Here is a 25,713-nt window from a genome sequence, read left to right as displayed (position 1 = left end):
CCCGATCAGGGCAGCACGTGCAGACCTTCCCGGTCCGTGCTCAGGCACAGCGAGCAGATCGTGCCGCCCGCGGCGCTCGCCGTCATGTCCGGCCGCTCGTAGGACTCACCGCACGCCACGCAGTCGTAGCGCGTGCCGCTCGGGTTGCCGGTCTCGTCGAGCACCGGCTCGGCGATGCCGTCGTCCGTGCGCCGCAGGTAGAAGCGGCCCTTCGTGACGACGGCCAGCAACGGCGTCAGCACGATCGGGATGCCGACGGCCACCAGCGGCGAGTACGGCTGGATCGCCGTCCCGAGGAGTCCGAAGTAGACCGAGATGGACAGCAGGGACGACGCCAGGAACGACCCGACGCCGACTGGGTTGACCGCGTACAGCATGCCGCGCCGGAACTCCGGCTGCTTCGGCGAGAGCTTCAGCAGGTACTTGTTGATCGCGATGTCCGTCGCCACCGTGACGACCCACGCCATCGCGCAGTTGGAGTAGAAGCTCAGCAGCTTGTTCAGGAAGCTGAACATGTCGGCTTCCATGAGCACCAGTGCGATCGCGAGGTTCACCAGCACGAACACCAGCCGTCCCGGATACCGCTTGGTGACGCGCGTGAACGAGTTCGTCCAGGCCAGCGACCCGGAGTAGGCGTTGGTGACGTTGATCTTCACCTGGCTCAGCACGACCAGCACCAGCGCGAGCGGCACCACCAGCCACGGCGGCATGAACTGCTTGAACACCCCGGTGAACTGCTCGATCGGCTCCACGGCGGCGACCGCGCCCACCGCGTCGAGCACGTAGACGGCCATGAACACGCCGATCGCCTGCTTGAACGCGCCGAACACCACCCAGCCGGGCCCGGCCAGGATCGTCGCCGTCCACCAGGCACGCCGGTTCTCGGCGGTGCGCGGCGGCATGAACCGCAGGTAGTCGATCTGCTCGCCGATCTGCCCCATCAGCGACAGGCACACCCCGGCGCCCAGCATGACCGCCGCCGTGCTCACACCGTTGTCGCCGTAGGCGAGCCACCGCCGCACCGAGTCCGGCTGCTGCACGATCAGGACGACCAGCGGCGCCACCATCAGCAGCAGCCACAGCGGGTTCGTCCAGCTCTGCAGCTTCGCCAGCACCTTCATCCCGTAGATCACCAGCGGGATGATCACCAGGGTCGAGGTCAGGTATCCCAGCCACAACGGCAGCCCGACGGCGTACCGCAGGCCCTGGGCCATGATCGAGCCTTCGAGCGCGAAGAAGATGAACGTGAAGCTCGCGAAGATGACGCTGGTGAGCACCGAACCGTAGTAGCCGAACCCGGATCCGCGGGTGATCAGGTCGAGGTCGATGTTGTACCTGGCCGCGTAGTAGGCCAGCGGGAAACCGGTCACGAAGATCACGACCGCCGCGAACAGGATGGCCAGCAACGCGTTCCCGGTCCCGTGCGTCAGCCCGATGCCGGCACCGATCGAGAAGTCCGCCATGTAGGCGATCCCGCCCAGCGCCGACGCCCCGACCACCGCGGGCGTCCAGCGCCGGTACGTGCGCGGCGCGAACCGCAGGGTGTAGTCCTCCAGCGTCTCGTTGGACGCTTCGAGCGCCGGCGCTCGCACCTCGTCGTCAACGGTCATGGAGACTGACGCTAGGAAACCCGCGTTGCCCCTGATCACCGCGTCTGTGACGGACGTGTGACGCTCGGTCAGCGCTGGGGCAGCCTCCAGATCCGGATCGACTTGTCCTCGCCCGCACAGGCGATCCGCTCGCCCTTGGGGTCGAACGCCACCGCCTCGATCTTCCCGCCGGCGCCGATGACGTTGGCGCGCACCGACTTCGACGCCACGTCCCACAGCTGCACGGAGTTGCCGTGGCCCCAGGTCGCGAGCGTTCTGCCGTCCGGGTGGTACAGGGTCTTCGTGATGATGTCGTCGCCCTCGGTCCGGTCGAAGACCGCCTTGCTCTGCCCGGTCGCCACGTCCCACAGCTGCAGGCTGTTGGTGCCGTCGTCGTCCGGAACCGCGAGGGTCTTGCCGTCCGGCGAGAACGACACACCGCTCGCGGACGAGTCGTTGATGGTCCTGACCGTCTTGCCGGTGGCCGAGTCGACGAGCTTGATCTCCTGGAACTTGGTGCCGCCGTAGGCCAGCAGCTTGCCGTCCGGGCTGAACGTGATGTCGTCGCCGCCGTGGGCCTCGGTCAGGCCGATCTTGACCTTGCGCGTGGCGACGTCCCACACCTTGAGGCCGCCGGTGTGGGTCAGGCCGACGACGGTCTTGCCGTCCGGGTGGAAGCGCAGGGCCTGCATGATCGCCCTGGCGTCCTCCAGCGTGCCGATCTGCGTGCGGTCGGCGAGGTTCCACAGGTACGTGGTGCTGTCGCCGGTGCGGTTGCCGCCCGCCGCGAGGATCTTTCCGTCCGGGCTGATCGCCACCGCGCACGCCGAGGCACCGCCGGGGCCGTCCGGGTTCTGGACGGTGCCGATCAGCTTGCCGGTCGCGGTGTCCCAGATGCGGACCACGGCACCGTCGAGGCCGTCGTCGCCGCTGACGAGCACCTTGCCGTCCGGGCTCCACGCGATCGACGTGACGGTCGCCTTGTGGTCGGACAGCTGGACGTGCTCGGTGATGTCCTCCGGTTTCCCGGCCGACGACGTGGTCGACTTCTCGGAGCCGCCGTCGGAGTTGGCGAGCTTGGTGTTGTTGGAGGACGGCAGTTCCGCGCCGTTGCCGGTGGTCTTGCGCGAGCTGAGCCACCACGCCGTGCCGCCACCGGACACCGCGAGAGCGCCGCCGCCCGCGAGCAGCAACGTGCGTCTGCGGACACCGGTCTTCCGCGTCGGCAGGACGATCGGTGCCCCCGCCAGCAACGCCAGGGCCTGGTCGACCGACGCGCGTTCGGCGGGGTTCTTGCGCAGCAGCCCACCCAGCAACGACGACAGGCGCCCGGCGCGCACCGGAGGCGGCGGCTCCTGGGTGAGCAGCATCGACAGCGTCGTCATGAAGTCCTGGCCCTGGTACGGCGGCCGGCCCTCGACGGCGGCGTACAGGGTGGCGCCGAGCGACCACATGTCGGTCGCGGGCGTGATGGGCGCGCCGGTGCCCTGTTCGGGCGCCATGTACGCGGGCGTGCCGACGATCGAGCCGTCGGTGGTCAGCGGGACGTCACCGGTGAGCCGCGCGATGCCGAAGTCGGTGATCACGACCCGGTCGCCGGAGAGCAGCACGTTGGCGGGCTTGAGATCGCGGTGCACGATCCCGGCCTGGTGCGCCACCCGCAACGCGCTCAGCATCGCGTTCGCGACGTGGGCGACGTGGTCGACCGGCAGCGCACCCCTGGCCTTGATCGCGTCGGACAGCGAACCGCCGCGCACGAACTCCATCACGATCATCGGCGTGCCGTTGTACTCGACGACGTCGTGCACGGTGACGATGCCGGGGTGGTTCAGCTGCCCGGCGAGCTGCGCCTCCCGCATGGCGCGCTGGCACAGCAACGCCCGCTGCTGCTCGTCCAGACCGGCGGGCAGCAGCAGCTCCTTGATCGCCACCTCCCGGCCGATGACCTCGTCACGGCCGAGCCAGACCCGGCCCATGCCGCCGGTGCCGATCACCTGAACGAGCCGGTAGCGGTGCGCCACCAGGCTTCCCGTCGCATCTGTCACGGCGGGCAGCGTAGAGGAGAACTCACCCCCGTTCGAGGGTGTCCCGCAAGTTCGCGAAGGACCGGAACTGTTGGCGCGCAAGCAACATTGTGCACCTTCAATCGGTCGACAATGGACCTGTCGCTAGTGGACCGCGGCGACCTCGATGCCGATCTCGGCGAGCATCCGCAGCTTGCGGCGCCGGGTCGGCTCGACGGTGAACCCGGCCGCCGCGATCCGCTCGCCCGCCGCCTCGTGGCGGATGTCGGCGAGCACGAGCACCCCGTCCGGCCGCAACACCCGGCGCACCTCGGCGAGCATCTCGTCCTTGGCCGCCGGGTCGAGGTGGTGCAGCATCAGGCTGGAGAAGACGACGTCGAACGAGTCGTCCGGAAACGCGAGCTCCTGCGCGAACCCGCGGTCCAGCCGCGCCTTCACCCCGGCCCGCCGGGTCTTGCGCTCGGCCCTGGCGAGCATCTTCAGGTCCGGGTCCACGCCGGTGAGCTCGACGTCGGGATGCCGTTTCCCGGTGGAGCGCAACAGGTTTCCCGTTCCGCAGCCCACGTCCAGCACCCGCCGGCCGCCCCGCAGCCGAGCCAAGGTGATCATCTCCCGGTGGACGGCGGCCAGCCCGGTCACCTGGTGCAGCAGGTCGTAGAACGGCAACAGGTAGTGCTTGCCCATCCCCGGCAGATAGTGCCGCTCGTGGGACGATGTTTCGGTCATGAACCCATTCTGAATGCGCTGCCAGCAAGGTTTCTGCGTCGATCCGTGGTTTGAATGGGACTATCTGACGGTGCAGATCCGACGAACGTCGCTGAGCGGTGACCAGCCGCCGACCTACCGGTGGCAGCCGGCACCGGGCGAGCTGGCCGTGAAGGTCCTGCCGCTGGGGCACGACGCCGACATCAAGGGTGCGCACGAGGCGCACTCGCACGACTTCCCCGGCATCGCGTACTTCGCGGCCGACGGCGGCATCGTGCGCGCGGGGAAGCAGGTCCGCCACGTCGAGGCGGGCGACCTGTTCGTGATCGCGCCCGGCGACGTCACGGGCAAGGCCGACCACGACGACCTCCTGGACGCACAGGGCTGGGGCGTGTTCTTCACCGCGGACGCGCTCGGCCCGGACACCCCCGGCGCGCACCTCGCGTGGCGCACGCACCCGCTGCTGTTCCCGTTCGTCCACGGCGGAGCCAGGAACGCGTTGCGGCTCAAGGTGCCCGTGCCGGACCGGGACGACTGGACCACCAGGATCCACGCGCTGCGGGACGAGCTGCACCACCGCCGCGAGGGCTACCGCGAGGCCGTGTCCGCCCACCTGGTGCTGCTGCTGGTCGGGGTGTCCCGGCTGGCCGCGGACGTGGTCGGCGACCTGCGCGAGAACGCCGAACCGCTGCTGGCCGAGGTGTTCGACGTGATCGAGCGCCGGTACCCGGACCCGCTGTCACTGCGCGAGGTCGCGGCCGCGGTGCGCATCTCCCCCGGCCACCTGACCTCGACCGTGCGCAGGCGGACCGGCCGGACCGTGCAGGAGTGGATCACCGAGCGCCGGATGGTGCAGGCACGGCGGCTGCTCGCCGTCACCGAGCTGCCGGTGGGCGACATCGGGCGGCAGGTGGGGTTCCCGGACGCCGGCTACTTCGCCAGGACGTTCGGCAAGGTGCACGGGATGAGCCCGACGCAGTGGCGAAGGGTCAACGGCTGATCCCGGTGAACAACAACCGAACACCTGCGGACGGTGGGCGGTTCGCCGGTTTCCGCCTTCGCGGTCGTGGCACTGTCGTGCCATGACCCAGCGGTTCCACGCACTGATGGAAGTCGTGGTGCGGTGGCTGCCGTTCGGCCTGTCCCGCGTCGTCGCGCCGAGCTTCCTGGGCTTCGCGCTGATCAACGGATGCACGTTCGGCCTCGACCTGGTACTGCTCGCCCTGTTCCGCAGCGGCCTCGGCCTGCCGGTGCCGATCGCGTTCACGATCGCGTACGTCCTGGCGTTCGGCCTGAGCTTCGTGCTCAACCGCGCCCTGAACTTCCGCTCGCACGCCCCCGTCGGCCCGCAGGCGGGCCTGTACGCGGTGGCGATCGGAATCAACTACCTGGCGTTCATCCTGGGCGTCGGCAGCGCGCTCACCGCGATCGGCGTGCAGTACCTGCTGTCCCGCGTCGTCGCCGGCGCGTGCGAGGCCGCGTTCATGTACAGCGTGCTGCGGTGGATCATCTTCCGCGACACCGAGTGAGGCCTACTGCAGGTAGCCCTCGACCTCGCCGACCGAGCGCGCGGAGACGTCGTCCGCGTCCTCGCCCTGGGCACGGGCGGCGCGACGCCGGCGCAGCAGGTCCCAGCACTGGTCGAGCGCCTCTTCCAGGGCGCGCAGGCGGTCGTGTTCCTCGGAGCTGGAGATCTCGCCGGCCACCACGCGTTCGCGCAGGCGGTGCTCCTCCTCGACCAGCTCGTTGATGCGGCCCAGCACGTTTTCGTCGGTCACCTTCCGGACTCTACGTGCAAACGCCGGGCGGTGCGCATCACGGCAGCGCGGCCAGCGACAGGCTGTTGCCGTCCGGATCGAGGACCTCGACGTGCCGGACACCGTTGGCGTAGGTCTCCACCGGCCCGCAGGCGATGCCGTGCTCGGTGAGCCGGGCCAGCGCCTGCGACAGCTCGACCCCGCGCACGCCGAACGTGATCATGGACCCGCCCACCCGAGCCGCCCGCACGTCACGGGCGTCGATCACCACGTAGGCGTTCTCCCCCACCCGCCAGAGGTGCTCCTGGCCGATGACCTCGTCCGCCTCACGTCCGAAGAAGACCTCGTACCACCACAACGACCTGACGAGGTCACTCACACACATCACGCTGTACAGGTCCACTCGGCCCACCCCTTTCGAGAGGTGGACCGAGCGGGCGGGCGGAACTCATCGCGGTCAGCTGCTCCTGGGCAGGCTCACGATCTTCGGCGGGACAACGGTGGTGACGCCGACGGTCCAGACCCCCAGGCCGGACCGGCCGCGCTTCAGTGGATTCAGCACTCCCCGAGCGTGATCTCAGGGCGCTCACCGGGGAAGACGCTCGGACGGGCCCGGACGGATCCGGACACCCCGGTCAGGTCCTCCAGGCCGAGCAGGTCGTCGTGCCCTCACCGACGCACACCCGCACGGAGAAGGAGTCGACGGCCGGGGCGAACGACCAGTGGACCGCCGCCGTCGCACCGGGGCCCGAGGCGCGGGCGAGCAGCTCCTCGCTCGTCTGGGTGCCTTGGGCGTAACGCACCCACAGGTAGGCGTCCATACCGTCGTCAGCGGTGTCCTTGACGTAGGAGGCCTGCGGGTCGAAGTACGGCGTCCGGTCGAACCACCTGCCCTTGACCGTCGCTTCGGCGCCGGGCATCACGGGCGTCAGCCCGAAGTAGCACGGGCCCACCCCACCGGGGTCGTACACGGGATCGCCCGAGCACTTGATCGCGTGCGCCAACGGCGCCGTGCACAGCCCGAAAGCCAGTGCGAGGCCCAGGACCAGCGCCAACTTCTTCACGGTCAGCCCACCCACTTGGAACAGTTGTCCTCACCCTGACCGAAGCACACCCTCACCCGGATGAAGTCGACGTGCAGGTCCACCGGCGAGCCCCAAGCGACCGGGGTGCTCACGCCGGCACCCGACGCGGTCGCGACCCGCTCGGTGTAGGTGTAGCTCTGCAACTTGCCGTACTGCACCCACAGGTTCGTGTCCATGCCGTCGTCCGCGAGGTCCTTGACGTAGGAACGCCCGCCGAGCGACGCGCCGTACTCGGAGAACGAGCCGGAGGCCAGTGCCTCGCCGACACCGGCCTTCGAGGGCTGGAACGCGAACCGGCTGGGCACCGACGACCCCGGGTCGTACACGGGATCGGTACCGGCCTCGGCGGCAGGTGCGACGAGCACGCCCAGTGTCAGGGCAGCCGTCATCGACACAGTCATCTTCTTCATGGATCCCCCTTCAGCCACGGATGTATCAAGTGCCGTGGCCGCTCACAAGCCGTTCGGACGATCCCGGACACCTCGATGTCCGGCGCTCTGCAGCACCTCCGCCGACCGCACCCGTGCGTCCGCGGCCGCGGAGGTGTCGCCGCGCGCCTCGTGCGCGCTGGCCAGGGCGACCAGGGCAAGGCCGGCGAGAATGCTCTGACCGGTCGCGGACGCACGTTCGTGCGCCTCTGTCGCGTTGCCCACCGCGGCCTCGGCGTCGCCGCTCGCGAGGTCCAGCCAGGCCAGTTCGACCAGCGCGTCCGCCACACCGGGCCCGTACCCGATCGCCACCGCCATCCGCCACGCCCGCCGCAGGTCGTCGCGGCGGCCGCGCAGAGCCGACAGCGTGATCAGCGCGTCGATCTCGACCCTGCCGGAGCCGGTGGCGAGCGAGAGCGCCTCCTCCGCGCACCGCACCGCCTCCTGCGGCCGGCCCGCGTCGCGGTGGACGCGGGCGAGGTCGTCCAGCGCGGCGGCCTCGCTGACCCGGTCCTCGTGGTCGTGGTTGAGCTGCCGGGCCCGCCGCAGGAAGTGCGCGGCCTGGTCCAGCTCGCCGAGGTAGCGGTGCACGACGCCGAGCGCGCCCAGCGAGTTCGCGGCAGACCGCGTCTCACCGATCTGCTCGCGCAGCTCCACGGCCAGCCGCAGGTTCGCCGCGGCCTCGACCAGGCGTCCCAGCCGCATCTCGGTCAGACCCAGGTTGCCCAGCGCCCGCGCGCGCCGGGCCGTGTCGCCGATCTCGGCGTAGAAGGCCAGCTCGCGGCGGAAGCAGTCGGCCGCCTCCTCCAGCGACCCGAGCTCGGCGTGCACACCGCCGAGGTTGCCGAGCGTGCTGAACTCGCGGAACCGGTCGCCCGCCGCCCGGCTGAACTCGACCGCCCGCTCGAAGTGCTGTGCGGCCGCGTGGTGGTCGCCCGCACCCCAGTGCGCGGTGCCGAGCGACAGGTGCATCGCGGCGGACGCGCTCGGGTCGTCCGCGGCGGCGGCCAGGCCCACGCGGGCGACGGCGAGCCATTCCGCGGTGTGGCGGCGCAACCAGTAGCAGCCGCGCAACGCGTCGGTGAGCAGCCACGCCATCGGCGCGCCCGCCTGTTCGATCAGGGACACGAGGGTCGCGCGTTCGGTGTCGAACCACTGCAGCGCTTCGGTGGCGTTCGCGAACGTGTGTTGTGGACTGATCGACGCGAGCACCGAGAAGTCGGGACGCACCGCGCGTGCGGCGGCCACGGCCAGGTCGAGGTACTGCGCGTAGAGGCGGCCGATCGACTCGTCCGCGCTTTCCTCTGCCGCGTAACGCTCACGGGCGTAGAGCCGCAGCAGGTCGTGCAGTCCGTACCGTCCGGCGGCGCGGACCTCGACCAGGTGTGCGGCGACCAGCGTGCGCAGCGCGGCTTCGGCGTCCGGGCGGTCGAGCAACGCGGCCGCCGCCCGCGCGGGCAGCTCCGGCCCCGGCGCCATCCCCATGCGGCGGAACAACGTCCGCGCCACCGGGTCGAGCGTCGCGTAGGAGTGGTCGAACGCCGTGCGCACCGCGGCGTCGGCGTCGCCCTCGATCTCCAGCGCGGTGAGCCGGTCGCCCGCGGTCAGCTCGGCCATCAGCTCCGCGATCGTCTGATGTGGACGGTCGGCGAGGTTCGCGGCGGTGATCCGCAACGCGAGCGGCAGGTACCCGCAGAGCCGCACGAGCTCGTCGACGGCGGCCTCCTCGCGCAGCGCCCGTTCCGCGCCCAGCACGCTGATCACCACCGCCGGTGCCTCCTCGGGCGTGAGCACGCCGAGCTCCAGCCGGTGCGCGCCCTCCCTGGCCACGAGCCCGGCCAGGCGGTCACGGCTCGTCACGACCGTCATGCAGCCCGGTCCGCCCGGCACGAGTGGACGGACGTGTGCGGCGCTGGGCGCGTTGTCCACCACGACCAGCACGCGCTTCTCGGACGTCATCGACCGGTACATGCCGACCATCGCGTCCTGCTGCAGCGGAATGTCCTCACCGGGCACGCCGAACGCCCGGATCGCGAGCGCCAGCGCCTGGTCCGCGGTGACCGGAGGGCCGGACGAGTACCCCCGCAGGTCCAGGTAGACCTGCCCGTCCGGGAACCTGGCCGCCACCTGGTGCGCCCACTGCACGGCCAGCGCAGTCTTGCCCACGCCCGGAATCCCGCACACCACCGCGAGCCTGCTGCCGCCCTCCAGCAGTGCGGTCAGCTCCTTGAACGCCTTGGCGCGCCCGGTGAAACCCGGCACCACCGCGGGCAGCTGACGCGGCACCACCGCGGCACCGGCCTGGCCGCGCGGCGCAGGTTCGGCCTGGACGCGGCGCCACGCGGCGAGCCACGGTCCGGCCTCGTCGTCCCGCACGCCGAACGCCCGCAGCAGCCCGAGGTACACCTCCAGCGCCGGCGCGGTCTTCCGGCGCGGGCTGAGCGCGTCGGCCAGGGTGCTGCGAGCCAGCCCGGACAGCTTCTCCATCTGCCGCAACGACGGGTTTCCCGCCCACACCTTGAGCGCGCGCAGCTCGGCGATCAGCTCGTCGAGAGCGTGCGCGTCTTCAGGTCTGGGGCCGGACATGACTGAAGCCTAATGATCGCCCCACCGCCTTGCGTGCGAAGACCGGTGTTCGCCGCCACCGCTGCGGGTACCCGTTCGGCACCGTCACCGAGGAGGTCAGGACATGATCAGCCGCTCGCTCCTGCGGCAGCTGCCCGCACGCGCCGCCGCCGGGGCGTTCGTGTTGCACTCCGGTCTCGGCAAGCGCGGCGCCGACCAGGAGACGGCCGAACGCCTGCACGGCTGGGCCGCGAGCACCTACCCGGTGCTGCGCAAGATCGACGCGAAGCGGTTCACCTCGCTGCTGGCCGCCGGTGAGATGGCGACCGGTGCCGCGCTGCTGCTGCCGTTCGTGCCCGCGGCCGTCGCGGGTCTCGCGCTCACCGGGTTCGCCGGGGCGTTGCTCGGCCTGTACGCGAAGACGCCCGGCATGCGGCGGGAAGGCAGCATCTGGCCGACCGAGCAGGGCATCACGCTCGCCAAGGACGTGTGGATGCTCGGCATCGGCCTGTCGCTGGTGCTCGACGACGTGACGCGCGGCGACCGCTGACGGACCGCCGCGTCCGATTCCCCTGGGAGGCATGTGATGCAACCGATCCCGTTCATCCCGTGGGCGTGGCGGGACCTGTCCTGGACCGAGGGACCTGGGCCCGACGAGCTCGCGCAACGTCCGGACACCGGCCTGATCGGCTACCACGTCGAGGCCACCGACGGCGAGATCGGCAAGATCGACGAGAACAACGCGAAGGTGCCCGACGACTGCCTGATGATCTCCACCGGACCGTGGATCTTCGGCCGTACCGTCGTGCTGCCGGTCGGCACCGTGCAGCGGGTGGACCACGACGAGCGCAAGGTCTACGTCGACCGCACGAAGGAACAGATCAAGAACGCGCCCGAGTACGACGCGGACACCGACCCGGAGGACTACCGGCGCCGCACGGGTGACTACTACGCCGAGAGCTACCGGTCCATGCCGCCGATGCTGTGATGGACCACCACCGACTGCTCGCGTTCGTGTTGCCACTCGACGAGGAGCGCGCTCGCGTCGTCCTGCAGTCGTCCGTGTTGATGCTCCAGCACGGTGCGCATCAGGCGGCGCAGCGTCTCGGGCGCCGGGCAGCCGTCGGCCTCGCGGCGGATCACGAAGTCCGCGAACCGCCGCAGGCCGAACTCCCGGCCCTGCGGGTCGCGGGCCTCGACGATGCCGTCGGTGTAGAAGAGCAGCCGGTCACCCGGCTCCAGCTGTTCGTGGCACAACTGGGGTGTGGCGGGCAGCCGGAAGCCCATCGGCGGCGCCGGACGGCACCGCAGCTGACGCAACCAGCGGCTCTGCCGGATCAGCAACGGCGGCGGATGGCCGCGGTTCACCCAGCTCAGGCGGCCGGTGCGGTAGTCGAGGTCGGCGAGCACCCCGGTGGCGAACCGCCGGCCGCCGAACTGCTCGCCGATCACCTGGTCCACCGCGACGCTGGTCTCGACGAGACCGTGGCCGCGGCGGCGGTGGTTGCGGCACGCGCCGGTCGCGAGCGCGACCGTCAGGCCCGCGGACTGGTCGTGGCCCATCGCGTCGAACATCGACAGGTGCACGACGTCACCGGAGATCGCGTAGTCGACGGCGTCGCCGCCGATCTCGTACGCGGGTTCCAGCACGGCGGTGAGCACCAGGTTGTCCGTGGCGAACGTCAGCGGCGGCATCAACGGCCACACGACCTCGGAGGCGACCGTCATCGGCCGGGTGCGCACGAGCCGCTGGTAGGTGTCGCTGTGCGGGCGTCTGCTCACCAGCGTCAACGCGACCAGGGACGCCAGCGCCCGCAACCGGCACATGGTGGGCTTCTCCTCGTCCGGCGCGGTGACGCCGAGGACGCCGATGCGTTCCGTGCCGTCCAGCAACGGGATCCAGAAGTGCCGGGCCTCGCCCCGCCGGCTCACGATCAGCGTGACGTCGCGGAACGACCGGCCGGCGAGGCTCGCGTCCACCGGCAACGACCGCACCCCACCGGGGTGCAGCGCGACCAGCCTCTCCTCCCGCAGGTCCGCGAGCAGGATCAGCACCTCGGAGAACCCGGCGGTGGCGGCGCACCGCTCGACCAGCCCGGGAATCTGCTCCACGGTGACGAGATGGCTCGCCTCGAGCAGGTCCGCGAGCATGACGAACGAGGGGTCGTCGGTGGGCACCACTCCTCCGAGTCCTTTGTGGACGGGTCAGGCGAGTTCGGACCCCTCCGGTGTCAGCACCGACGACACGCACGGCCGCACGCCCAGCACCTCCGTCAGCTCCAGCACCTCCAACGGCCGCAGCACCGCCGCCGTGTTCGCGACGACCACGAGCGCGCTGCCCCTGCGCAGGCACATGTCCTGGTGGTCGAGCAGCATCCCGATCCCCTGCGCACCGAGGAACCGCAGGTCGGTCAGGTCCACCACCACGGGTGCGGGTGGCGCGACCGAGCCCACCGCCCCGTCCAGGCAGCCGGACAGCTCGTCGGTGGTCGTGCAGTCCAGTTCACCCGCCACGCGCACGACGACGGCGGCGCCCACGCTCTCGGTGGTGGTGACGAAAGGAGCGGAGTCGATGTGCACTGGGCAGCCTCCCTGCGGGGCCGGCGCGACCCGTCGGACGGGCTGCCTGCTCAACCCGCCATGACGGTAGCGCAGTTCGCGTGCACCCGCGGTCCGGCGCGTCCCGAACCGCGGGCCTGCCTGCAGGTTCCCCCGGATGGCCCAGTGACGACGAGCGTAGGATCGGGCCTCATGTGCACGTCCGGTGTCAGCGACGCCGTCCTCGGGAAGCAGGCCCGATGACGGGCTTCTACCACGAGACCGCGTTCTACGGCTCGGACGACGACTTCCTGGCGATCGCGGTGCCGTTCGTCGAGGACGGCCTGCGCGCGGGCCAGCCGACGTTGGTGGCGTGCGCCGAGAAGAACACCGCCCTGCTGCGCAATGCGCTCGGTGACGACGCCGTGACGTATCTGCCCGGTGCCGACCAGTACGCCCGGCCGGCCGAGGCGATCGCGAGCTACCGCGCCATCTTCGGCGAGCACGCGAAGGCGGGCGCGACCCAGATCCACGCGATCGGGGACGTGCCGCACCCCGGCTTCGGCGTGCCGTGGGACTGGTGGGGCCGCTACGAGAACGCCGTCAACCAGGCGTACGCCGAGTTCCCGCTGTGGGGCCTGTGCCCGTACGACACCAGGACCACACCGCAGGAGGTGCTCGCGGACGTCGTCCGGACGCACGAGTACATCGCCACGGCGTCCGGCGAGCACCTGCCCAGCCCCGAGTTCGGCAGCGGCCTGCCGCTCAGCGCACCGGTCCCTGACCTGCTGGAACAGGCGCCGCCGCTGGTCTGCCTGGTCGACCCGACGCCGGCGGCCGTCCGCGAGGCGGTCGGCGCGGCGATCGCGGGCGTGCGGCTCAGCGAGGACGGAGCGCACGACATCGTCTACGCGGCCAGCGAGATCGTCACCAACGGCCTGAGCCACGGCGTCCCGCCGGTGCGGTTCCGGTTGTGGACCGACGACTCGCGCGTGGTGGTGACGGTGACCGACCGGGGATCGGGGCCGGCGGACGCGCTGGCCGGGCTGATGCCGACGGCGGCCAGCCGCTCGGCCGGGCTCGGCCTGTGGATCCTGCACCGCACCTGCGACTACGTGTCGATGGGACGCGACGAGGACGGGTTCACCGTGCGGGTGAGCGTCGGCGGCCACACGTAGGGAAGATCGTCCGGCACGTCCGGGAAGTACCGCCGGTAGTGCTCGGGATCCTTGCGCACCAACGCCGACTGGTGGCTGCGGTGCAACGCCTCGTCGCCCAGCCACGGTGGCAGCTCGCCCGCGACGGCGAGCTCGTCCTGGGTGCGCACCACGAGGATGTCCTTGGCACGCGCCAGATCCGACCGCATGGTCGCCTCGCAGGTGTCGAGGAAGCCCGCGGCACGCCACACCGCGCAGATCTCCAGCCCGTACCGCACCAGGGCCTCCTCGTACCCCGCCCACATCCGCACCGCCGGGTGGTGCCGCCAGCCGTGGCCCGGCACCACCAGCGCGCGGTGGACCTGCAGTGTCTCGACCCGCTGCTTCCCGAGCCGCCGACGGTCCAGGATTCGGGCCGTGGCGGCGAAGTCCGGGTGCGGGAGGAAGGTCTGCATGGGCCTCAGAGGACGTAGCGAGCCGCCCGAGCGGCCATCGCCTGGTCGACGTGCACCTCGTAGCGCTGCGCCTGCAACGTCATGACGCTGGAGAAGTCCCGCCGGCCGCGCGTGCTCCAGTGCGCCACGAATCCGAAGACCGCGCCCCAGAAGGCACCGATCACCAGGCTGACGAGCAACAGCCACAGCCACGCCGCACCGGCGGTGAACAGCCCGAACAGCAGTCCGATGAAGACACCGAACCAGGCACCGCTCGCCGCGCCGGCGACCGCGGCCCTGCCTCGCGTCATCCGCCCGGTCACCTGCTCGACCGTGCGGACACCGTCACCGATGATCCGCACGCTCTCCACCGGGAACCCGTCGTCGGACATCCGGTCCACCAGCCGCTGCGCCTCCAGGTAGTCGGAGAAGGTCGCCAGCAGGCTGGACTCTCGCCTGGTCACCTCGTGCTCGATTTCCACATCGCACGACTACCCGCGAACACCGCTCCCAACACCAGCAACACCAACCCCGAGGCCAGGAACGCGAGATCGTAGGCCAGCTGGTCCGGTCCTGGACGGACGTGGTGCAGACCCAGGACCTGGTGGTCCACCACGCCTTCGACCAGGTTGAACACGCCCCACCCGGCGAGGATCCCGCCCAGCAGCACCCTCTCCCGCAGCGGCGCCCGCCGGTTGAGCAGCGCCACCCCGATGAGCACGAAGACGAGGCACAGCAGGTGGAACAGCCCGTCCCCGACCATCATCAGCCGCGTGTCCTCAGCCGGATACCAACCGGACAACATGTGGTGCCAGCCCAGCAGCTGGTGGATCACGATGCCGTCGAGGAAACCGCCGATTCCCAGTCCCAGCACCACTGCCGCGACCATCAGCCCACCACCGTCCGCACGAGCAGGAACAGGTTCAACGACGAGATCACCAGCGCCGCCACCGCACCGGCCGCCGTGACGGCGCGCCGGTTCGCCGACGCGCCCATCACGTCCTTCCGCCGCGCCAGCAACACCATCGGCACCAACGCGAACGGGATGCCGAACGACAGCACGACCTGGCTCAGCACCAACGCCTTCGTCGGGTCGACGCCGAACGCGAGCACCGCCAGCGCGGGCGCCATCGTCACGAACCGCCGCAGCCACAACGGAATCCGGCGGCGCAGGAACCCCTCCATCACGACCTGACCGGAGTAGGTGCCCACGCTGGACGCGGCGAGCCCGGACGCGAGCAGTGCCAGCGCGAACGCCAGCGCCGCGCCCGGCCCGAGCAGCTGCCCGAGCCCGGAGTGCATGTCCTGCAACGACTCGCGCGGCGCACCGGTCTGGTGGAACGCACCGGCCGCGACCACGAGCATGCTCACGTTCACCACCGCCGCGATGCCCAGCGCGACGGCGATGTCGGTGCGGCTGGCGCGCAGGACCTCCCGGACGTCGCCCGGCCGGTGATGCCGCTGGGTCAGCGCCGAGTGCAGGTAGATGACGTGCGGCATGACGGTGGCGCCGAGCATGCCGGTGGCCAGCAGCACGCTGTCCACCCCGGCGAACCCCGGCACCAGCCCCGCCACCGCGCCGGTCAGCGGACCGAGGTTCAGCGTCTGGTAGAGAAAGCCGCCGAGCACGACCGCGAGCAGGCCGATGATCACCGACTCGAACCGGCGCCGCCGCAGCGGTGCCAGCGCGAGGATGCCGAACGACACCAGCGCGGTGATGCCGGCCGCGGGCAGCAGCGGCACGCCGAACAACAGGTTCAGCGCCACCGCCGCGCCCACGAACTCCGCCAGGTCGGTGGCCACGGCCACCAGCTCCGCCTGCACCCACAGCAGCCCCGTGACCGGTCGCGGGTAGTGCTCGCGGCAGAGCTCCGCCAGGTTGCGGCCGGTCACGATGCCGAGCTTCGCCGACTGGTACTGGACGAACATCGCCAGCAGGCTCGCGCTGACGATCACCCACAACAGCAGGTATCCGTGCGCCGCGCCACCGGCCATGTTCGTCGCGAAGTTGCCGGGGTCGACGTAGGCGACCGCGACGACGAACGCCGGACCCATGACGACCGCGGCGGACCGCACGCGAGCTGGCACCGTGATGCCGACCATCTGCCGGTCCTCCTCAGGTGAGCTTGCGGATGGCCTTCTCGATCAGCCCGAGGTTCGCCGGGCTGGTCGCGTACAGCAGCGGATCGGGTTTGGGCGCGGAGCCCTTGTCCCCCAGCGGTTCCGCCTTCATGTTGTAGGTGAACTCGTGCACGCCGTCCGGTGCGGTGCCCGACGCCCAGCCGCCCTCGACGCCCGCGGGCCCGTCGGAGTTGTGCCAGATCGCGCTCGCGTGCTCGGCGTACTCCTCGTCGAACAGCGCGCTCGGCGCGATCGGGCCTTCGAGGCCGTCCTCCTGCAGCTCCTCGATCGCGGCGAGCCACAGGTTCTGGTGCAGGGTGTCGCGGGCGAGGTTGAACTTGAGCATGTCGCGGACACCGCTGTCGTCGGTCATGTTGTAGAGCCGTGCGGTCTGCAGCCTGCCCTGCGCCTCCGCCGCGACGTTCGCGCGGAAGTCGGCCATGAGGTTGCCGCTCGCGACGACGTACCGGCCGTTCCACGGCACGCCGTTGCTGTCGGACAACGTCGGCCCGCCGCCGCTCACGATCGCCTGCTGCGGGTCCATGCCGCCGATCACCGCGGCGACCACCGGGTCGTCGTCCACCGCCTGCGCGGTCACCTCGGACGGCGCGCCTTCCAGCAGCCGCGCGACCATCGTCGCGAGCATCTCGACGTGGCCGATCTCCTCGGTGGCCACATCCATGATCAGGTCCTTGTACTTGCCCTCCATCCGGCAGTTCCAGCCCTGCATGAGGTACTGCATGGTCACGGTCATCTCGCCGTAGGCGCCGCCGATCAGCTCCTGGAGCTTGCGCGCGTAGTGCGCGTCCGGCCGGTCCGGCTTCGCCTCGAACTGCAACCTGCTGGTGTGCAGGAACATCTCGGTCTCCCTTGCTCGGGGTTCACCGCGAAGCTAGGGAGTCGTCGTGACCCGAACGGCTCGACCGAGGCACGCGGTCGACACGCCCGCGTCACCGCCGCTGGTCAGGACGGAGCAATTTCGTCGTCGAGGTGTGTGAGTGCGCAACGACCGGGCACTCGGCCGCCATGACGCGGTTGCACCTCCAGCTGCTCGGCGGTTTCCGGTTGGACTGCGACCGGACACCCGTCCACGTCGTGCCCGGCGCGCGCCGGCTGCTCGCCCTGCTGGCGTTGCGCGACACACCGGTGCCGCGCCCGGTCGCCGCCACGCTGCTGTGGCCGGACGCGACCTCCCGGCGGGCCGGCGCGTGCCTGCGGTCGTCGCTGTGGCGGCTGGTCAAACCGCCGGAGCCGCTGGTCGTGGTCAACGAGGACACGCTCGCGCTCGGTTCCGACGTCGAGGTCGACTTCCGGCGGGCGTGCGCGTTCGCGGCCTCGCCCGGTGCCAGTCCGGACGCCGTCGGGATGCTCAAGGCCGACCTGCTGCCCGGCTGGTGGCAGCCGTGGGTGCAGGCCGAGCGCGACTGGTGGCGGCAGGCCCGGCTGCGCGCCTTGGAGACGCTCAGCGACCGGTTCCGCTCGTGCGGCGACCACCACCACGCCCATCAGGCCGCGCTCGCCGCCGTGCAGACCGACCCGCTGCGGGAGAGCGCGCACCGGACGTTGGTCGAGCTGCACCTGGCCGACGGCAACCCGGCGCAGGCCGTGCGCCAGTACCAGAGCTACTGCACGCGGCTGCGCGCCGAGCTGGGCCTGGAACCGTCCGCGCACATTCACGCGCTCGTGCGACCTTTGCTGCGGTGATGTTCGAGACGCCGCGGTTCTGGCAACTCCCCCGTCATGGACCACAGCAGGGCACCAGTGCTGGAAGCGTTGCAGCAGTTCCGCGACCGCGGCTACGTGCCGTTCACCCCGCCGGGGCACCGTCAGGGCAGGGGCGTCGACCCCCGCGTGCTCGACGTGCTCGGCAAGGAGGTGTTCGAGGCCGACGTCATCGCGCTCAACGGCCTCGACGACCGGTTGATGCGCGGCGGCGTCATCGAGCACGCCCAGGAGCTGATGGCGGACGCGGTCAACGCCGAGCACGCGTTCTTCTCCACGTGCGGCAGTTCTTTGTCGGTCAAGAGCGCCATGCTGTCGGTGGCCGGTCCGCACGAGAAGCTGATCGTGCCGCGGCACGCGCACAAGTCCGTGGTGTCGGGCCTGATCCTGAGCGGCGTCCGTCCCGTGTGGATCAGTCCTCAGTGGGACGCCGAACGCCACCTGACCCACCCGCCCTCGCCCGAGCAGGTGCGCGAGCTGTTCGAGGCCGAGCCGGAGGCCAAGGGCATGCTGCTGGTGACGCCGACCGACTACGGCACGTGCGGTGACATCGCCGCGATCGCCGAGGTGTGCCACTCGTTCGGCAAGCCGTTGATCGTCGACGAGGCGTGGGGCGCGCACCTGCCGTTCCACGACGACCTGCCGCCGTGGGGCATGGACGCGGGCGCCGACGTGGTCGTGACGAGCGTGCACAAGTCCGGTGCCGCGGTCGAGCAGAGCTCCGTGTTCCACCTGCAGGGCGACCTGGTCGACCCGAAGGTGCTCAAGGCGCGCGAGGACCTGCTCGGCACGACCAGCCCGACCTCGCTCGTGTACGCGACCCTCGACGGCTGGCGCCGGCACATGGTGGAGCAGGGCGAGGCCATGCTGACCGCAGCACTGGCGCTGGCAGAGTCGACCCGTGCCGCCGTCGACGAGCTGCCGGGTCTGCACGTCATGGAGTTCGGCGACCTGGTGCACTCGTTCGACCCGCTGAAGATCGTGATCGACGTGTCCGGGCTGCACATCAGCGGCTACCAGGCCACCGACTGGCTGCGCGAGCACCAGCGCGTCACCCTCGGCCTGTCCGACCACCGGCGCGTCGTCGCCCAGTTCACCCACGCCGACGACCACCGCTCGGCCCACGTGCTGGTGGAGGCGTTGCGAGCGTTGACGCAGGCCGACCTGCCCTCCCCCAAGCCGATCGACCTGCCCTCGCCGTCCGACCTGCAGCTGGAGACGGCGATGCTGCCGCGCGACGCGTTCTTCGCCGAGGTGGAACAGGTGCCGGCCGAGCAGGCGGCAGGCCGGATCTCGGCCGAGATGATCACGCCGTACCCGCCGGGGGCGCCCGCGGTGCTGCCCGGCGAGGTGATCACGCGGGAGGTGCTGGACTACGTGCGCAGCGGGCTCGCGGCCGGGATGGAGCTGCCGGACCCGGCCGATCCGGACCTGAAGAGCGTGCGCGTGGTGAGCACTCGCGCCGCCGCTCAGGCCTGAGCCGAAACGGGCTTCACCGCAGGCAAGGCCAGGTGAGTCCTTGCCTGCGGTGTCACGCCATCGACCTCAGCGGCCGCGCCTCGTCCGAGCCTCCAGCGTCACGTCGCCGGGCCGGGCCGGACTCGGCACCACCATCGGCCGCGGCACCCGCGCCAGCAGCCGGTGCGCCACCGTCAGCAGGGTCCGCGCCTCCATCCGCTCGCCGTACCCCAGGTGCTCGTCCGCGGCCTCCACACAGGCCAGGACCTGCGGCGGAGCCACCGCGTCAGTCGCGGCGCAGTCGGCGACGGCCGCGCTCAGGACCTTGCGGGCCTCGTCCGCCTCGATGTTCGTGAGTGCGGTGCAGACCGCGTTGTCCAGCTTCTCCAGCACCGTCACGCGCAGCTGCTGCCGCGACATGTCGTCGAGTGTCATCGCCCGCCTCCACAGCCGAGTCTCCGCGCCGACTGCTTGACGCCTGCCGGGCCGAGTACCCACGCGAGGCGGGCTGAAACCACCAGAGGCTCACACGACCGGCCGCAGCTCCCGGTCGCTCGCGATCAGGTGCTCCCACGTCCGGCCGCGCTGGCTGGGAGGGGCCTCACCGTCCGCTGTGCACACCGGGTACACGAGCCCGAAGGGAACCGGTTGATCGAACTCGTCACCGGTGTGAACGTCGACCAGACGACGCACGTGTGCCATCACAACCACTCCCTCGCGTGTGAGCGGCGCAAGCCGGGGTTTGGGATCAACGAATACCCCGTGAGCAGCACGGACATGCGCTGTGCCGTTGCAACATAAGGGTGATACATCTGTCCTAAATGGACTTACGGTCGGTGTCCGCTGCTGACGCGGCGAGGTCACCGACCGTGCGCGTGAGCTGCCAAGTGCCGCAACATGATCCCCTCGCGCAACGCCCACGGGCACACCCGCAACCGGTCGACGCCGCGCCCCGCCACGTCAACCGCACGTGGCCTACCGGTAGCGCGGGTGCGTGGTGTGCCACTCGAAGCCGCCGCCCATCCAGGCCTTGGTGCCCTTCAGGAACCGGTGCAGCTCCACCGACGGCACGGCCAGCAGCTCCTTACACCCCGCCTCGAAGTCGCGCACGAACTGGTTGTGCAGCTCGACCGTCCTCTCCACGGCCTCGGCGATCGAGCACCGCCGGTCGGCCGCGATCTGCAGCACCATGTTGCAGACCGGTTTCTCGTCGGCGGCGTCCTTCTCCACCGACACCAGGTCGTTCACGATCACCGACGCCGTGCCCGCGGCGGTCAGCAGCTGCCGCACGCGCGGGTCGTAGTACAGCGGCGCGGGCAGCTCGTAGCCGCCCACCGCGTCGATCAGGGTCATCGACGTGTAGAAGGTGTCGTGCTGCCGGGTCGCGAGGTACTGCCACGCCGGCGGGTAGTTGCCGGTGTGCCGCCACGCCGCGTAGGCGCTCCAGGACACGAACATCGCGAACGTCGAGTAGCAGACCCGTTGCACCACAGTGGGTGTGCTGCGCGACGAGAGGTGTGCGATGCCCGACCGCAGGCCCACGAGCACCGGGTCGGCCGCCAGCACCTCCTCCAGTTCCGCGGTGAACTCGGCCGCGGGCGCGACCGGGTCCATCGCGGCCATCGCGAGCGCCAGCCGCGGCGGCAGCTCGGCGGGCACCGCGCCCAGCTCGGTGCTGTCCGCGTACAGGTCGTCCGCCGCCCACCAGGCCGCGTTGAGCCTGGCGGCGATCAGCAGCTGCTCGACGTCGTCGGTGTCCACGTGGGTCAGCACCGCGAGCCGTCCGAACTGGCCGCCCAGGAACCGTTCCGGCTCCTCGAAACCGCAGTCCGCGGCCCACGCGACGAGCCGCTCGTCCACGGCGGCGGCCAGCAGGGCGTCCTCGCGTTCGAGGACCGGCACGTACAGCGGCGGCGCCGTGCCGTCACCCCACGGGCGTTCCGCGTAACCGGGTTCCGGCGGCAGCCCGACGGCCTCGGGCCGTCCGAGCCGGGCAGCGGAGGTGCCCAGCCCGGACGGCCCGTTCAGCAGATCCCTCATCACACCCGGTCCGCCGCGATCAGCAGGTAGTGGAAGCTGCCTTCCCTGTAGGCGGTGAGGAACGGGTCCTCGATGCCGGTGGCGACCGACGACTTCGCCCGCAGCTCCCAGTACGGGATGGTCTCCGGCGTCAGGTCGACCACGCTGATCGGCACGAAACCGTTGTCCGCCAACGCCTTGAAGTACTCGCTGCGGGCGTGGATGTTGCAGATGTAGTGCTGGTCGATCTGGCTGACCGCCCGCGAACGCCCACCGGTCAGGTCGTTGTAGCAGCCGGTGATGCAGACGTACCGGCCACCGGGCGCGATCAGCCGCGCGAACTCGCCGTACAGCTGCTGCAGGTCCACGTACATCGTGGTCTCGTTGGTCCAGATGCCGTTGAACGCACCGGTCTCGAAGCCGGTGTCGAGCATGTTCTTGAAGTGGAACCGCACCTGGTCGGAGACACCGCGTTCGGCGGCCTGGCCGTTCGCGAACGCCACCTGCTGCTCGGAGATGCTGACGCCGTCGACCTGGCAGCCGAACCGGGCGTTGGCCATGAAGCTCGTGCCACCGCGGCCGGAGCCGCCGTCCATCAGCCTGCCGCCGAGCGGGATGTCACCGAAGTGGTCGAGCAGCACCTCGGCCTGAGCGGTCTCCAGCCTGTGCATCTCGGCGATGATGGCCTCGTCGCGGACCTCGGCGGGAGCCTCCAGCACCGCCGGGTCGTACGCCCCGAGCCCGTAGTGGTGGTGGTACAGCCCGTCGACCTCGCCGAGCTTGATGTTGACCGGGTCCTTCTCCCTGTTCCAGTAGTCCGCGACGGAACGCTGGTAGTCGGTGCGCAGAACCGGCTTCACAGTGGGGCTGGCCATGACCAGTGGTGCTCCTGTTCGTTGGAACGCTCGCTGCCGAACAGCAAATGACATTTGCAGCTTTCAGCCCACGCGGCGATCCGCCGTTCAGGCGTTGGTTCGGCCACGAACGGGGCGCCGGATGACGCACCACGGTGGGCGTCTTCACCCGCGCAACCCCTGCGGTATCCCCACTTTCGTGGATTTCGTACGTCCGTCCGGATGACGAGGAGGACAACGATTCCACGTCGGCCGGACACAGACCCCGGATGCGCACCCCGTTCGCGAAGTGTCATTGAAAAGCATTTCAGTATTACCTATTTCAGGAATGTGAATGTTTGACACCGGCACGGCCATCGATTACAAAGAAAAGACCCCGCCCTGCCGAAGAGGGTTTTCGATGACGCGAACCTCGCTCCCCCTGCTGAGCCTGCTCTTAATCGGTTCACTCGCGGTACCCGTCACCACAGCGACGGCCGCACCCGCACTGACCGGCCTGGACGTCTCGTCAGGCAATCGACGTTCCCCCATTTCCGGCCTCTACGACTGGTCGAAGGCGGGATATCGGGGCAATGGCGCGCTACCCGGAAACAATGACGTCAACCCGGACGCGGCCTGCCAGATCACCCCCGCGGAACTCGCCTCCCAGTTCAACGTGCACCCGAATGACTCCGCCGACGACACGACCGGGCTGCAGGCCGCCGTCGACGCGATCCGCACCCAGTGCTCGCCGACCGCGGGCTATTCGAAGCTGAGCCTCATCACGCTGCCGGCCGGGGAGCTGAAGGTGTCCAGGGAGGTGCACGTCGACGCCGACTACCTGATCATCAGGGGTGCCGGCGCGACCGCCACGAAGATCGTCTACACACCCGACGCCAACACCCGCTACGACGCCCTCACCCCGGACGGTTCGGACTGGGACGAGGACGGCATGACCTACGGGCAGGGCAAGGGCGGCTGGCTGTGGCCCGGTCGCGGCCTGTTCCGGGTCCAGTCGCGCGGCGTGCACCCCAGCTACGCGAGCGACTACGCGTCGGCTCCCGCCAACCGCAAGGACATCTTCGAGGGCACCGTCAACGTGCACTGGAAGGCGGGCGCGAAGGTCAAGACGGCCGCGAAGGCCGGTGACCGGACCATCCAGGTGCAGTCCACCACCAACATCAAGCCGGGCATGTTCGTCAACGTCCGGGCCGCGAACTCGGTCAAGTTCTACGAGCAGCAGTTCGCCACCGGCACCGAGTGGCCGTTGCTGAACATGCACATGCGGCAGCAGATCTTCACCGTCGCCGCGGTCTCCGGCTCGGCGGTCACGCTCGACAAGCCGCTGGAGTTCGACGTCCCCGTCAACTCCACCTCGGACGGTTCACCGGCGATCGACGGGACGACCTACGACTCCAAGGTGTCGCCGCTGGTGGACCCGGTCCTCGGCGTGGGCTTCGAGAACTTCGGCTTCACGCAGGCGATGCCGAACCTCGACCCCGCCGAGGCCGTCGACAACTACGGCAACATGGCTCCGGACGCGGAGATGCACGGCATCGTCTTCAAGTGGGCGGCGAACTCGTGGGTGCGGGGCATCCGCGCGGAGATGACCGGGTCGCACCCGATCGTCACCGAGGAGGCCAAGAACCTGCAGATCGTCGACAACCACCTCGACGGTTCGTGGAACAAGGGCAAGGGCGGCAACGGCTACTTCCGCGGCTCACGCGTGTGGGACTCGCTGTACGCCGGCAACACCTCGCGCAACCTGCGGCACTTCACCTTCCAGTGGTCCGCGTCGGGCAACGTGGTGGTGGGCAACGACTTCGACTCCGACCTGAACCTGCACGGCGGCTGGGAGCGCAACAACCTGTTCGAGAACAACACGGTGCACGTCTCCTACGCGCACCGCTCCGGCAACTGCCGCGCGAACTGCGGTGAGGAGGGCGGCGGCGGTCCCGACGACTCGAACTGGTTCCCGATCTGGTGGGCGGCGGGCCAGAAGGCGATCAAGTGGTCGGGTGCCTCCGGGCCGCGCAACGTCTTCTTCCACAACGACATGACCAAGCAGCTGGCCACCGGCGGCCCGTACCTGCCGTACTACGACGACCGGCAGCGGATCTACCAGTTCGGCTGGAACGGCACCGCGTACCGGCACCTCGACGCCGGTGGCACGCCCATCGCGGACTGGGCGAAGAACGAGCAGCGCGACTACACCGGCGGCCACGGCGTCGACGCCTCCCGGACGGACTCGGCGAAGTCGTTGTTCCTCAAGAACCTCCCGGCCGGTCCCGGCGCGGAGGTCGCGATCCCGGTGTCCACTTCGGACCAGCTGAGGGCCGCACTGGCCGCCGCTAAGCCGGGTGACACCATCCAGCTCGCGCCCGGCACCTACCGCGGTTCGTTCATCACGCAGAAGGCGGGCACCTCCGGCAGCCCGATCACGCTGACCGGCCCGTCGTCCGCGGTGCTGGTCAACGACGGCCCGTCCGGTGAACCGCCGGCCTGCCCGGTGCCGACCGCGGGCTGGGACCCCGGCTACGGCCTGTGGCTGTACAACGCGCCGTACTGGAACATCAGGGGAATCACGGTCGCGGAGTCCAAGAAGGGCATCGTCCTCGACAACTCCCACCACGTCACGATCGACGGCGTGACCGTGCGCAAGATCGACGAGGAGGGCGTGCACTTCCGGCGTTCCTCCGCCGACGGCGTGCTCAGGAACTCGACGATCACCGACACCGGCGTCGTCACGAAGGACTACGGCGAGGGCGTCTACCTCGGCTCGGCGAACTCCAACTGGAAGTGCCACGGCAACACCGGTGGCGTCGACCGGTCCGACCGCGTGCAGGTGCTCGGCAACAGGATCGGCCCGAACGTCGCCGCCGAGCACATCGACGTCAAGGAGGGCACGCGGGGCGGCGTGATCCGCGGCAACACGTTCAACGGCACCGGGATCAGCGGCGCGAACTCCGCGGACTCGTGGGTCGACGTGAAGGGCACCGGCTACCTGATCGAGGGCAACACCGGCACCTTCACCTCGCCCGGCACGTTCAGGAACGGCTACGAGACGCACAACCCCGGCACCACGCCGTCGTTCGCCAACGGCTGCGGCAACACCTGGCGCGACAACAGATCCGACCTGGGCAACGTCGGCGAGTACGCCGTCTACGTCACGTCGGCGTCGAAGTGCGCGGCCGAACCGAACGTCGTCCACGCCTCCAACACCGTCACCCGCGCGAAGAAGGGCCTGACGAACGTCCCGGTCACCCCGTGACAACGGG

Annotated in this window: 27 protein-coding genes; 8 read left to right on the top strand and 19 right to left on the bottom strand. The window is 70.3% G+C overall.

Features of this window, described 5'->3' with window-relative positions:
• Positions 1 to 5 precede the first annotated feature (5 nt).
• From ACWEIJ_RS22235 to ACWEIJ_RS22225, 3 genes are all read right to left on the bottom strand, one after another.
• On the bottom strand, positions 6 to 1,610 hold the full coding sequence (locus tag ACWEIJ_RS22235) for a purine-cytosine permease family protein (RefSeq protein ID WP_449839107.1): 1,605 nt from the start codon (positions 1,608 to 1,610) through the stop codon (positions 6 to 8).
• 68 nt (positions 1,611 to 1,678) lie between these two features.
• Positions 1,679 to 3,634 (bottom strand): WD40 repeat domain-containing serine/threonine protein kinase, encoded by a 1,956-nt coding sequence (locus ACWEIJ_RS22230; RefSeq protein ID WP_449839106.1) that lies wholly within the window; start codon positions 3,632 to 3,634, stop codon positions 1,679 to 1,681.
• 123 nt (positions 3,635 to 3,757) lie between these two features.
• Positions 3,758 to 4,339: a class I SAM-dependent methyltransferase gene (locus tag ACWEIJ_RS22225; RefSeq protein ID WP_449839105.1), complete on the bottom strand. Its 582-nt coding sequence runs from the start codon at positions 4,337 to 4,339 to the stop codon at positions 3,758 to 3,760.
• A gap of 70 nt (positions 4,340 to 4,409) precedes the next feature.
• Between ACWEIJ_RS22225 and ACWEIJ_RS22220 the strand changes: the two genes are divergently transcribed.
• Both ACWEIJ_RS22220 and ACWEIJ_RS22215 read left to right on the top strand, forming a co-directional pair.
• Positions 4,410 to 5,318 carry a helix-turn-helix transcriptional regulator gene (locus ACWEIJ_RS22220; protein WP_449839104.1) on the top strand — a complete coding sequence of 303 codons (909 nt, stop codon included), beginning with the start codon at positions 4,410 to 4,412 and terminating at the stop codon, positions 5,316 to 5,318.
• Positions 5,319 to 5,400: 82 nt separating this feature from the next.
• A complete protein-coding gene (locus tag ACWEIJ_RS22215) occupies positions 5,401 to 5,847 on the top strand; it encodes a GtrA family protein (protein ID WP_449839103.1) in 447 nt (148 codons plus the stop codon).
• 3 nt (positions 5,848 to 5,850) lie between these two features.
• Here ACWEIJ_RS22215 and ACWEIJ_RS22210 read toward each other — a convergent pair whose 3' ends face one another.
• The 5 genes from ACWEIJ_RS22210 to ACWEIJ_RS22190 all read right to left on the bottom strand — a co-directional run bounded on the left by ACWEIJ_RS22210 (position 5,851) and on the right by ACWEIJ_RS22190 (position 10,174).
• The gene (locus ACWEIJ_RS22210; RefSeq protein WP_449839102.1) at positions 5,851 to 6,096 is read right to left on the bottom strand and encodes a DUF2630 family protein; all 246 of its coding nucleotides are present in this window, start codon (positions 6,094 to 6,096) and stop codon (positions 5,851 to 5,853) included.
• Between the two features lie 37 nt (positions 6,097 to 6,133).
• On the bottom strand, positions 6,134 to 6,460 hold the full coding sequence (locus ACWEIJ_RS22205; protein ID WP_449839232.1) for a VOC family protein: 327 nt from the start codon (positions 6,458 to 6,460) through the stop codon (positions 6,134 to 6,136).
• Between the two features lie 250 nt (positions 6,461 to 6,710).
• Positions 6,711 to 7,139 carry a hypothetical protein gene (locus ACWEIJ_RS22200; RefSeq protein ID WP_449839101.1) on the bottom strand — a complete coding sequence of 143 codons (429 nt, stop codon included), beginning with the start codon at positions 7,137 to 7,139 and terminating at the stop codon, positions 6,711 to 6,713.
• 2 nt (positions 7,140 to 7,141) lie between these two features.
• Positions 7,142 to 7,570, bottom strand: a complete 429-nt coding sequence (locus ACWEIJ_RS22195) for a hypothetical protein (RefSeq protein WP_449839100.1) — start codon at positions 7,568 to 7,570, stop codon at positions 7,142 to 7,144.
• 42 nt (positions 7,571 to 7,612) lie between these two features.
• Positions 7,613 to 10,174 carry an ATP-binding protein gene (locus tag ACWEIJ_RS22190; RefSeq protein ID WP_449839099.1) on the bottom strand — a complete coding sequence of 854 codons (2,562 nt, stop codon included), beginning with the start codon at positions 10,172 to 10,174 and terminating at the stop codon, positions 7,613 to 7,615.
• 103 nt (positions 10,175 to 10,277) lie between these two features.
• Here ACWEIJ_RS22190 and ACWEIJ_RS22185 point away from each other — a divergent pair, with 103 nt between their 5' ends.
• Entirely contained in the window at positions 10,278 to 10,703 is a 426-nt protein-coding gene (locus tag ACWEIJ_RS22185; protein WP_449839098.1) for a hypothetical protein, read from the top strand.
• Between the two features lie 36 nt (positions 10,704 to 10,739).
• Positions 10,740 to 11,141 (top strand): PRC-barrel domain containing protein, encoded by a 402-nt coding sequence (locus tag ACWEIJ_RS22180; protein WP_449839097.1) that lies wholly within the window; start codon positions 10,740 to 10,742, stop codon positions 11,139 to 11,141.
• On the opposite strand, the gene ACWEIJ_RS22175 is transcribed toward ACWEIJ_RS22180, so the two are convergent.
• Both ACWEIJ_RS22175 and ACWEIJ_RS22170 read right to left on the bottom strand, forming a co-directional pair.
• Positions 11,114 to 12,331, bottom strand: a complete 1,218-nt coding sequence (locus ACWEIJ_RS22175; RefSeq protein ID WP_449839096.1) for a PP2C family protein-serine/threonine phosphatase — start codon at positions 12,329 to 12,331, stop codon at positions 11,114 to 11,116. The genes ACWEIJ_RS22180 and ACWEIJ_RS22175 overlap by 28 nt on opposite strands.
• Positions 12,332 to 12,358: 27 nt before the next feature.
• A complete protein-coding gene (locus ACWEIJ_RS22170) occupies positions 12,359 to 12,733 on the bottom strand; it encodes an STAS domain-containing protein (protein WP_449839095.1) in 375 nt (124 codons plus the stop codon).
• Between the two features lie 218 nt (positions 12,734 to 12,951).
• Here ACWEIJ_RS22170 and ACWEIJ_RS22165 point away from each other — a divergent pair, with 218 nt between their 5' ends.
• Positions 12,952 to 13,869, top strand: a complete 918-nt coding sequence (locus ACWEIJ_RS22165) for an anti-sigma factor RsbA family regulatory protein (RefSeq protein WP_449839094.1) — start codon at positions 12,952 to 12,954, stop codon at positions 13,867 to 13,869.
• Here the strand turns inward: ACWEIJ_RS22165 and ACWEIJ_RS22160 are convergent.
• The 5 genes from ACWEIJ_RS22160 to ACWEIJ_RS22140 are packed head-to-tail and all read right to left on the bottom strand — an operon-like array spanning position 13,803 to position 17,262.
• Positions 13,803 to 14,303, bottom strand: coding sequence for an MSMEG_6728 family protein (locus ACWEIJ_RS22160; RefSeq protein ID WP_449839093.1), 501 nt, complete (start codon positions 14,301 to 14,303; stop codon positions 13,803 to 13,805). The genes ACWEIJ_RS22165 and ACWEIJ_RS22160 overlap by 67 nt on opposite strands.
• 5 nt (positions 14,304 to 14,308) lie before the next feature.
• The gene (locus tag ACWEIJ_RS22155) at positions 14,309 to 14,746 is read right to left on the bottom strand and encodes a general stress protein (protein WP_449839092.1); all 438 of its coding nucleotides are present in this window, start codon (positions 14,744 to 14,746) and stop codon (positions 14,309 to 14,311) included.
• Entirely contained in the window at positions 14,743 to 15,171 is a 429-nt protein-coding gene (locus ACWEIJ_RS22150) for a DUF2243 domain-containing protein (protein ID WP_449839091.1), read from the bottom strand. Before ACWEIJ_RS22150 ends, ACWEIJ_RS22155 begins: the two co-directional genes overlap by 4 nt.
• The gene (locus tag ACWEIJ_RS22145; RefSeq protein ID WP_449839090.1) at positions 15,171 to 16,385 is read right to left on the bottom strand and encodes an Nramp family divalent metal transporter; all 1,215 of its coding nucleotides are present in this window, start codon (positions 16,383 to 16,385) and stop codon (positions 15,171 to 15,173) included. Before ACWEIJ_RS22145 ends, ACWEIJ_RS22150 begins: the two co-directional genes overlap by 1 nt.
• 13 nt (positions 16,386 to 16,398) lie before the next feature.
• Entirely contained in the window at positions 16,399 to 17,262 is an 864-nt protein-coding gene (locus tag ACWEIJ_RS22140) for a manganese catalase family protein (protein WP_449839089.1), read from the bottom strand.
• Between the two features lie 167 nt (positions 17,263 to 17,429).
• Here ACWEIJ_RS22140 and ACWEIJ_RS22135 point away from each other — a divergent pair, with 167 nt between their 5' ends.
• Together ACWEIJ_RS22135 and ACWEIJ_RS22130 are read left to right on the top strand one after the other, a co-directional pair.
• Positions 17,430 to 18,107 carry an AfsR/SARP family transcriptional regulator gene (locus ACWEIJ_RS22135; RefSeq protein WP_449839088.1) on the top strand — a complete coding sequence of 226 codons (678 nt, stop codon included), beginning with the start codon at positions 17,430 to 17,432 and terminating at the stop codon, positions 18,105 to 18,107.
• Positions 18,108 to 18,143: 36 nt separating this feature from the next.
• Positions 18,144 to 19,604: an aminotransferase class I/II-fold pyridoxal phosphate-dependent enzyme gene (locus ACWEIJ_RS22130; RefSeq protein WP_449839087.1), complete on the top strand. Its 1,461-nt coding sequence runs from the start codon at positions 18,144 to 18,146 to the stop codon at positions 19,602 to 19,604.
• A 66-nt stretch (positions 19,605 to 19,670) separates the two neighbouring features.
• Here ACWEIJ_RS22130 and ACWEIJ_RS22125 read toward each other — a convergent pair whose 3' ends face one another.
• The 4 genes from ACWEIJ_RS22125 to ACWEIJ_RS22110 all read right to left on the bottom strand — a co-directional run bounded on the left by ACWEIJ_RS22125 (position 19,671) and on the right by ACWEIJ_RS22110 (position 22,477).
• Positions 19,671 to 20,018, bottom strand: coding sequence for a hypothetical protein (locus ACWEIJ_RS22125; RefSeq protein ID WP_449839086.1), 348 nt, complete (start codon positions 20,016 to 20,018; stop codon positions 19,671 to 19,673).
• A 90-nt stretch (positions 20,019 to 20,108) separates the two neighbouring features.
• A complete protein-coding gene (locus ACWEIJ_RS22120) occupies positions 20,109 to 20,285 on the bottom strand; it encodes a hypothetical protein (RefSeq protein WP_355450118.1) in 177 nt (58 codons plus the stop codon).
• Between the two features lie 273 nt (positions 20,286 to 20,558).
• Positions 20,559 to 21,623: a family 2 encapsulin nanocompartment cargo protein terpene cyclase gene (locus ACWEIJ_RS22115; protein ID WP_449839085.1), complete on the bottom strand. Its 1,065-nt coding sequence runs from the start codon at positions 21,621 to 21,623 to the stop codon at positions 20,559 to 20,561.
• Complete coding sequence (locus ACWEIJ_RS22110; protein ID WP_449839084.1) at positions 21,623 to 22,477, bottom strand: geranyl diphosphate 2-C-methyltransferase; 855 nt, start codon at positions 22,475 to 22,477, stop codon at positions 21,623 to 21,625. The genes ACWEIJ_RS22115 and ACWEIJ_RS22110 overlap by 1 nt, the downstream gene beginning before the upstream one ends.
• Positions 22,478 to 22,856: 379 nt before the next feature.
• On the opposite strand from ACWEIJ_RS22110, the gene ACWEIJ_RS22105 reads away from it, so the two are divergent.
• The gene (locus tag ACWEIJ_RS22105; RefSeq protein WP_449839083.1) at positions 22,857 to 25,706 is read left to right on the top strand and encodes a right-handed parallel beta-helix repeat-containing protein; all 2,850 of its coding nucleotides are present in this window, start codon (positions 22,857 to 22,859) and stop codon (positions 25,704 to 25,706) included.
• Positions 25,707 to 25,713: the final 7 nt, after the last annotated feature.

This window comes from Lentzea sp. NPDC004789 (assembly GCF_053601075.1).
Note: the sequence above shows the minus strand (reverse complement) of the source record. Positions and strands in the feature narration are given on the sequence as shown.

Excerpts from the sequence above, each read along its gene's own strand:
- ACWEIJ_RS22235 (WP_449839107.1), bottom strand. The coding sequence starts at position 1,610 with ATGACCGTTGACGACGAGGTGCGAGCGCCGGCGCTCGAAGCGTCCAAC.
- ACWEIJ_RS22225 (WP_449839105.1), bottom strand. The coding sequence starts at position 4,339 with ATGACCGAAACATCGTCCCACGAGCGGCACTATCTGCCGGGGATGGGC.
- ACWEIJ_RS22215 (WP_449839103.1), top strand. The coding sequence starts at position 5,401 with ATGACCCAGCGGTTCCACGCACTGATGGAAGTCGTGGTGCGGTGGCTG.
- ACWEIJ_RS22205 (WP_449839232.1), bottom strand. The coding sequence starts at position 6,460 with ATGTGTGTGAGTGACCTCGTCAGGTCGTTGTGGTGGTACGAGGTCTTC.
- ACWEIJ_RS22195 (WP_449839100.1), bottom strand. The coding sequence starts at position 7,570 with ATGAAGAAGATGACTGTGTCGATGACGGCTGCCCTGACACTGGGCGTG.
- ACWEIJ_RS22190 (WP_449839099.1), bottom strand. The coding sequence starts at position 10,174 with ATGTCCGGCCCCAGACCTGAAGACGCGCACGCTCTCGACGAGCTGATC.
- ACWEIJ_RS22185 (WP_449839098.1), top strand. The coding sequence starts at position 10,278 with ATGATCAGCCGCTCGCTCCTGCGGCAGCTGCCCGCACGCGCCGCCGCC.
- ACWEIJ_RS22180 (WP_449839097.1), top strand. The coding sequence starts at position 10,740 with ATGCAACCGATCCCGTTCATCCCGTGGGCGTGGCGGGACCTGTCCTGG.
- ACWEIJ_RS22165 (WP_449839094.1), top strand. The coding sequence starts at position 12,952 with ATGACGGGCTTCTACCACGAGACCGCGTTCTACGGCTCGGACGACGAC.
- ACWEIJ_RS22160 (WP_449839093.1), bottom strand. The coding sequence starts at position 14,303 with ATGCAGACCTTCCTCCCGCACCCGGACTTCGCCGCCACGGCCCGAATC.
- ACWEIJ_RS22150 (WP_449839091.1), bottom strand. The coding sequence starts at position 15,171 with ATGGTCGCGGCAGTGGTGCTGGGACTGGGAATCGGCGGTTTCCTCGAC.
- ACWEIJ_RS22145 (WP_449839090.1), bottom strand. The coding sequence starts at position 16,385 with ATGGTCGGCATCACGGTGCCAGCTCGCGTGCGGTCCGCCGCGGTCGTC.
- ACWEIJ_RS22140 (WP_449839089.1), bottom strand. The coding sequence starts at position 17,262 with ATGTTCCTGCACACCAGCAGGTTGCAGTTCGAGGCGAAGCCGGACCGG.
- ACWEIJ_RS22135 (WP_449839088.1), top strand. The coding sequence starts at position 17,430 with ATGACGCGGTTGCACCTCCAGCTGCTCGGCGGTTTCCGGTTGGACTGC.
- ACWEIJ_RS22130 (WP_449839087.1), top strand. The coding sequence starts at position 18,144 with ATGGACCACAGCAGGGCACCAGTGCTGGAAGCGTTGCAGCAGTTCCGC.
- ACWEIJ_RS22125 (WP_449839086.1), bottom strand. The coding sequence starts at position 20,018 with ATGACACTCGACGACATGTCGCGGCAGCAGCTGCGCGTGACGGTGCTG.
- ACWEIJ_RS22120 (WP_355450118.1), bottom strand. The coding sequence starts at position 20,285 with ATGGCACACGTGCGTCGTCTGGTCGACGTTCACACCGGTGACGAGTTC.
- ACWEIJ_RS22115 (WP_449839085.1), bottom strand. The coding sequence starts at position 21,623 with ATGAGGGATCTGCTGAACGGGCCGTCCGGGCTGGGCACCTCCGCTGCC.
- ACWEIJ_RS22110 (WP_449839084.1), bottom strand. The coding sequence starts at position 22,477 with ATGGCCAGCCCCACTGTGAAGCCGGTTCTGCGCACCGACTACCAGCGT.
- ACWEIJ_RS22105 (WP_449839083.1), top strand. The coding sequence starts at position 22,857 with ATGACGCGAACCTCGCTCCCCCTGCTGAGCCTGCTCTTAATCGGTTCA.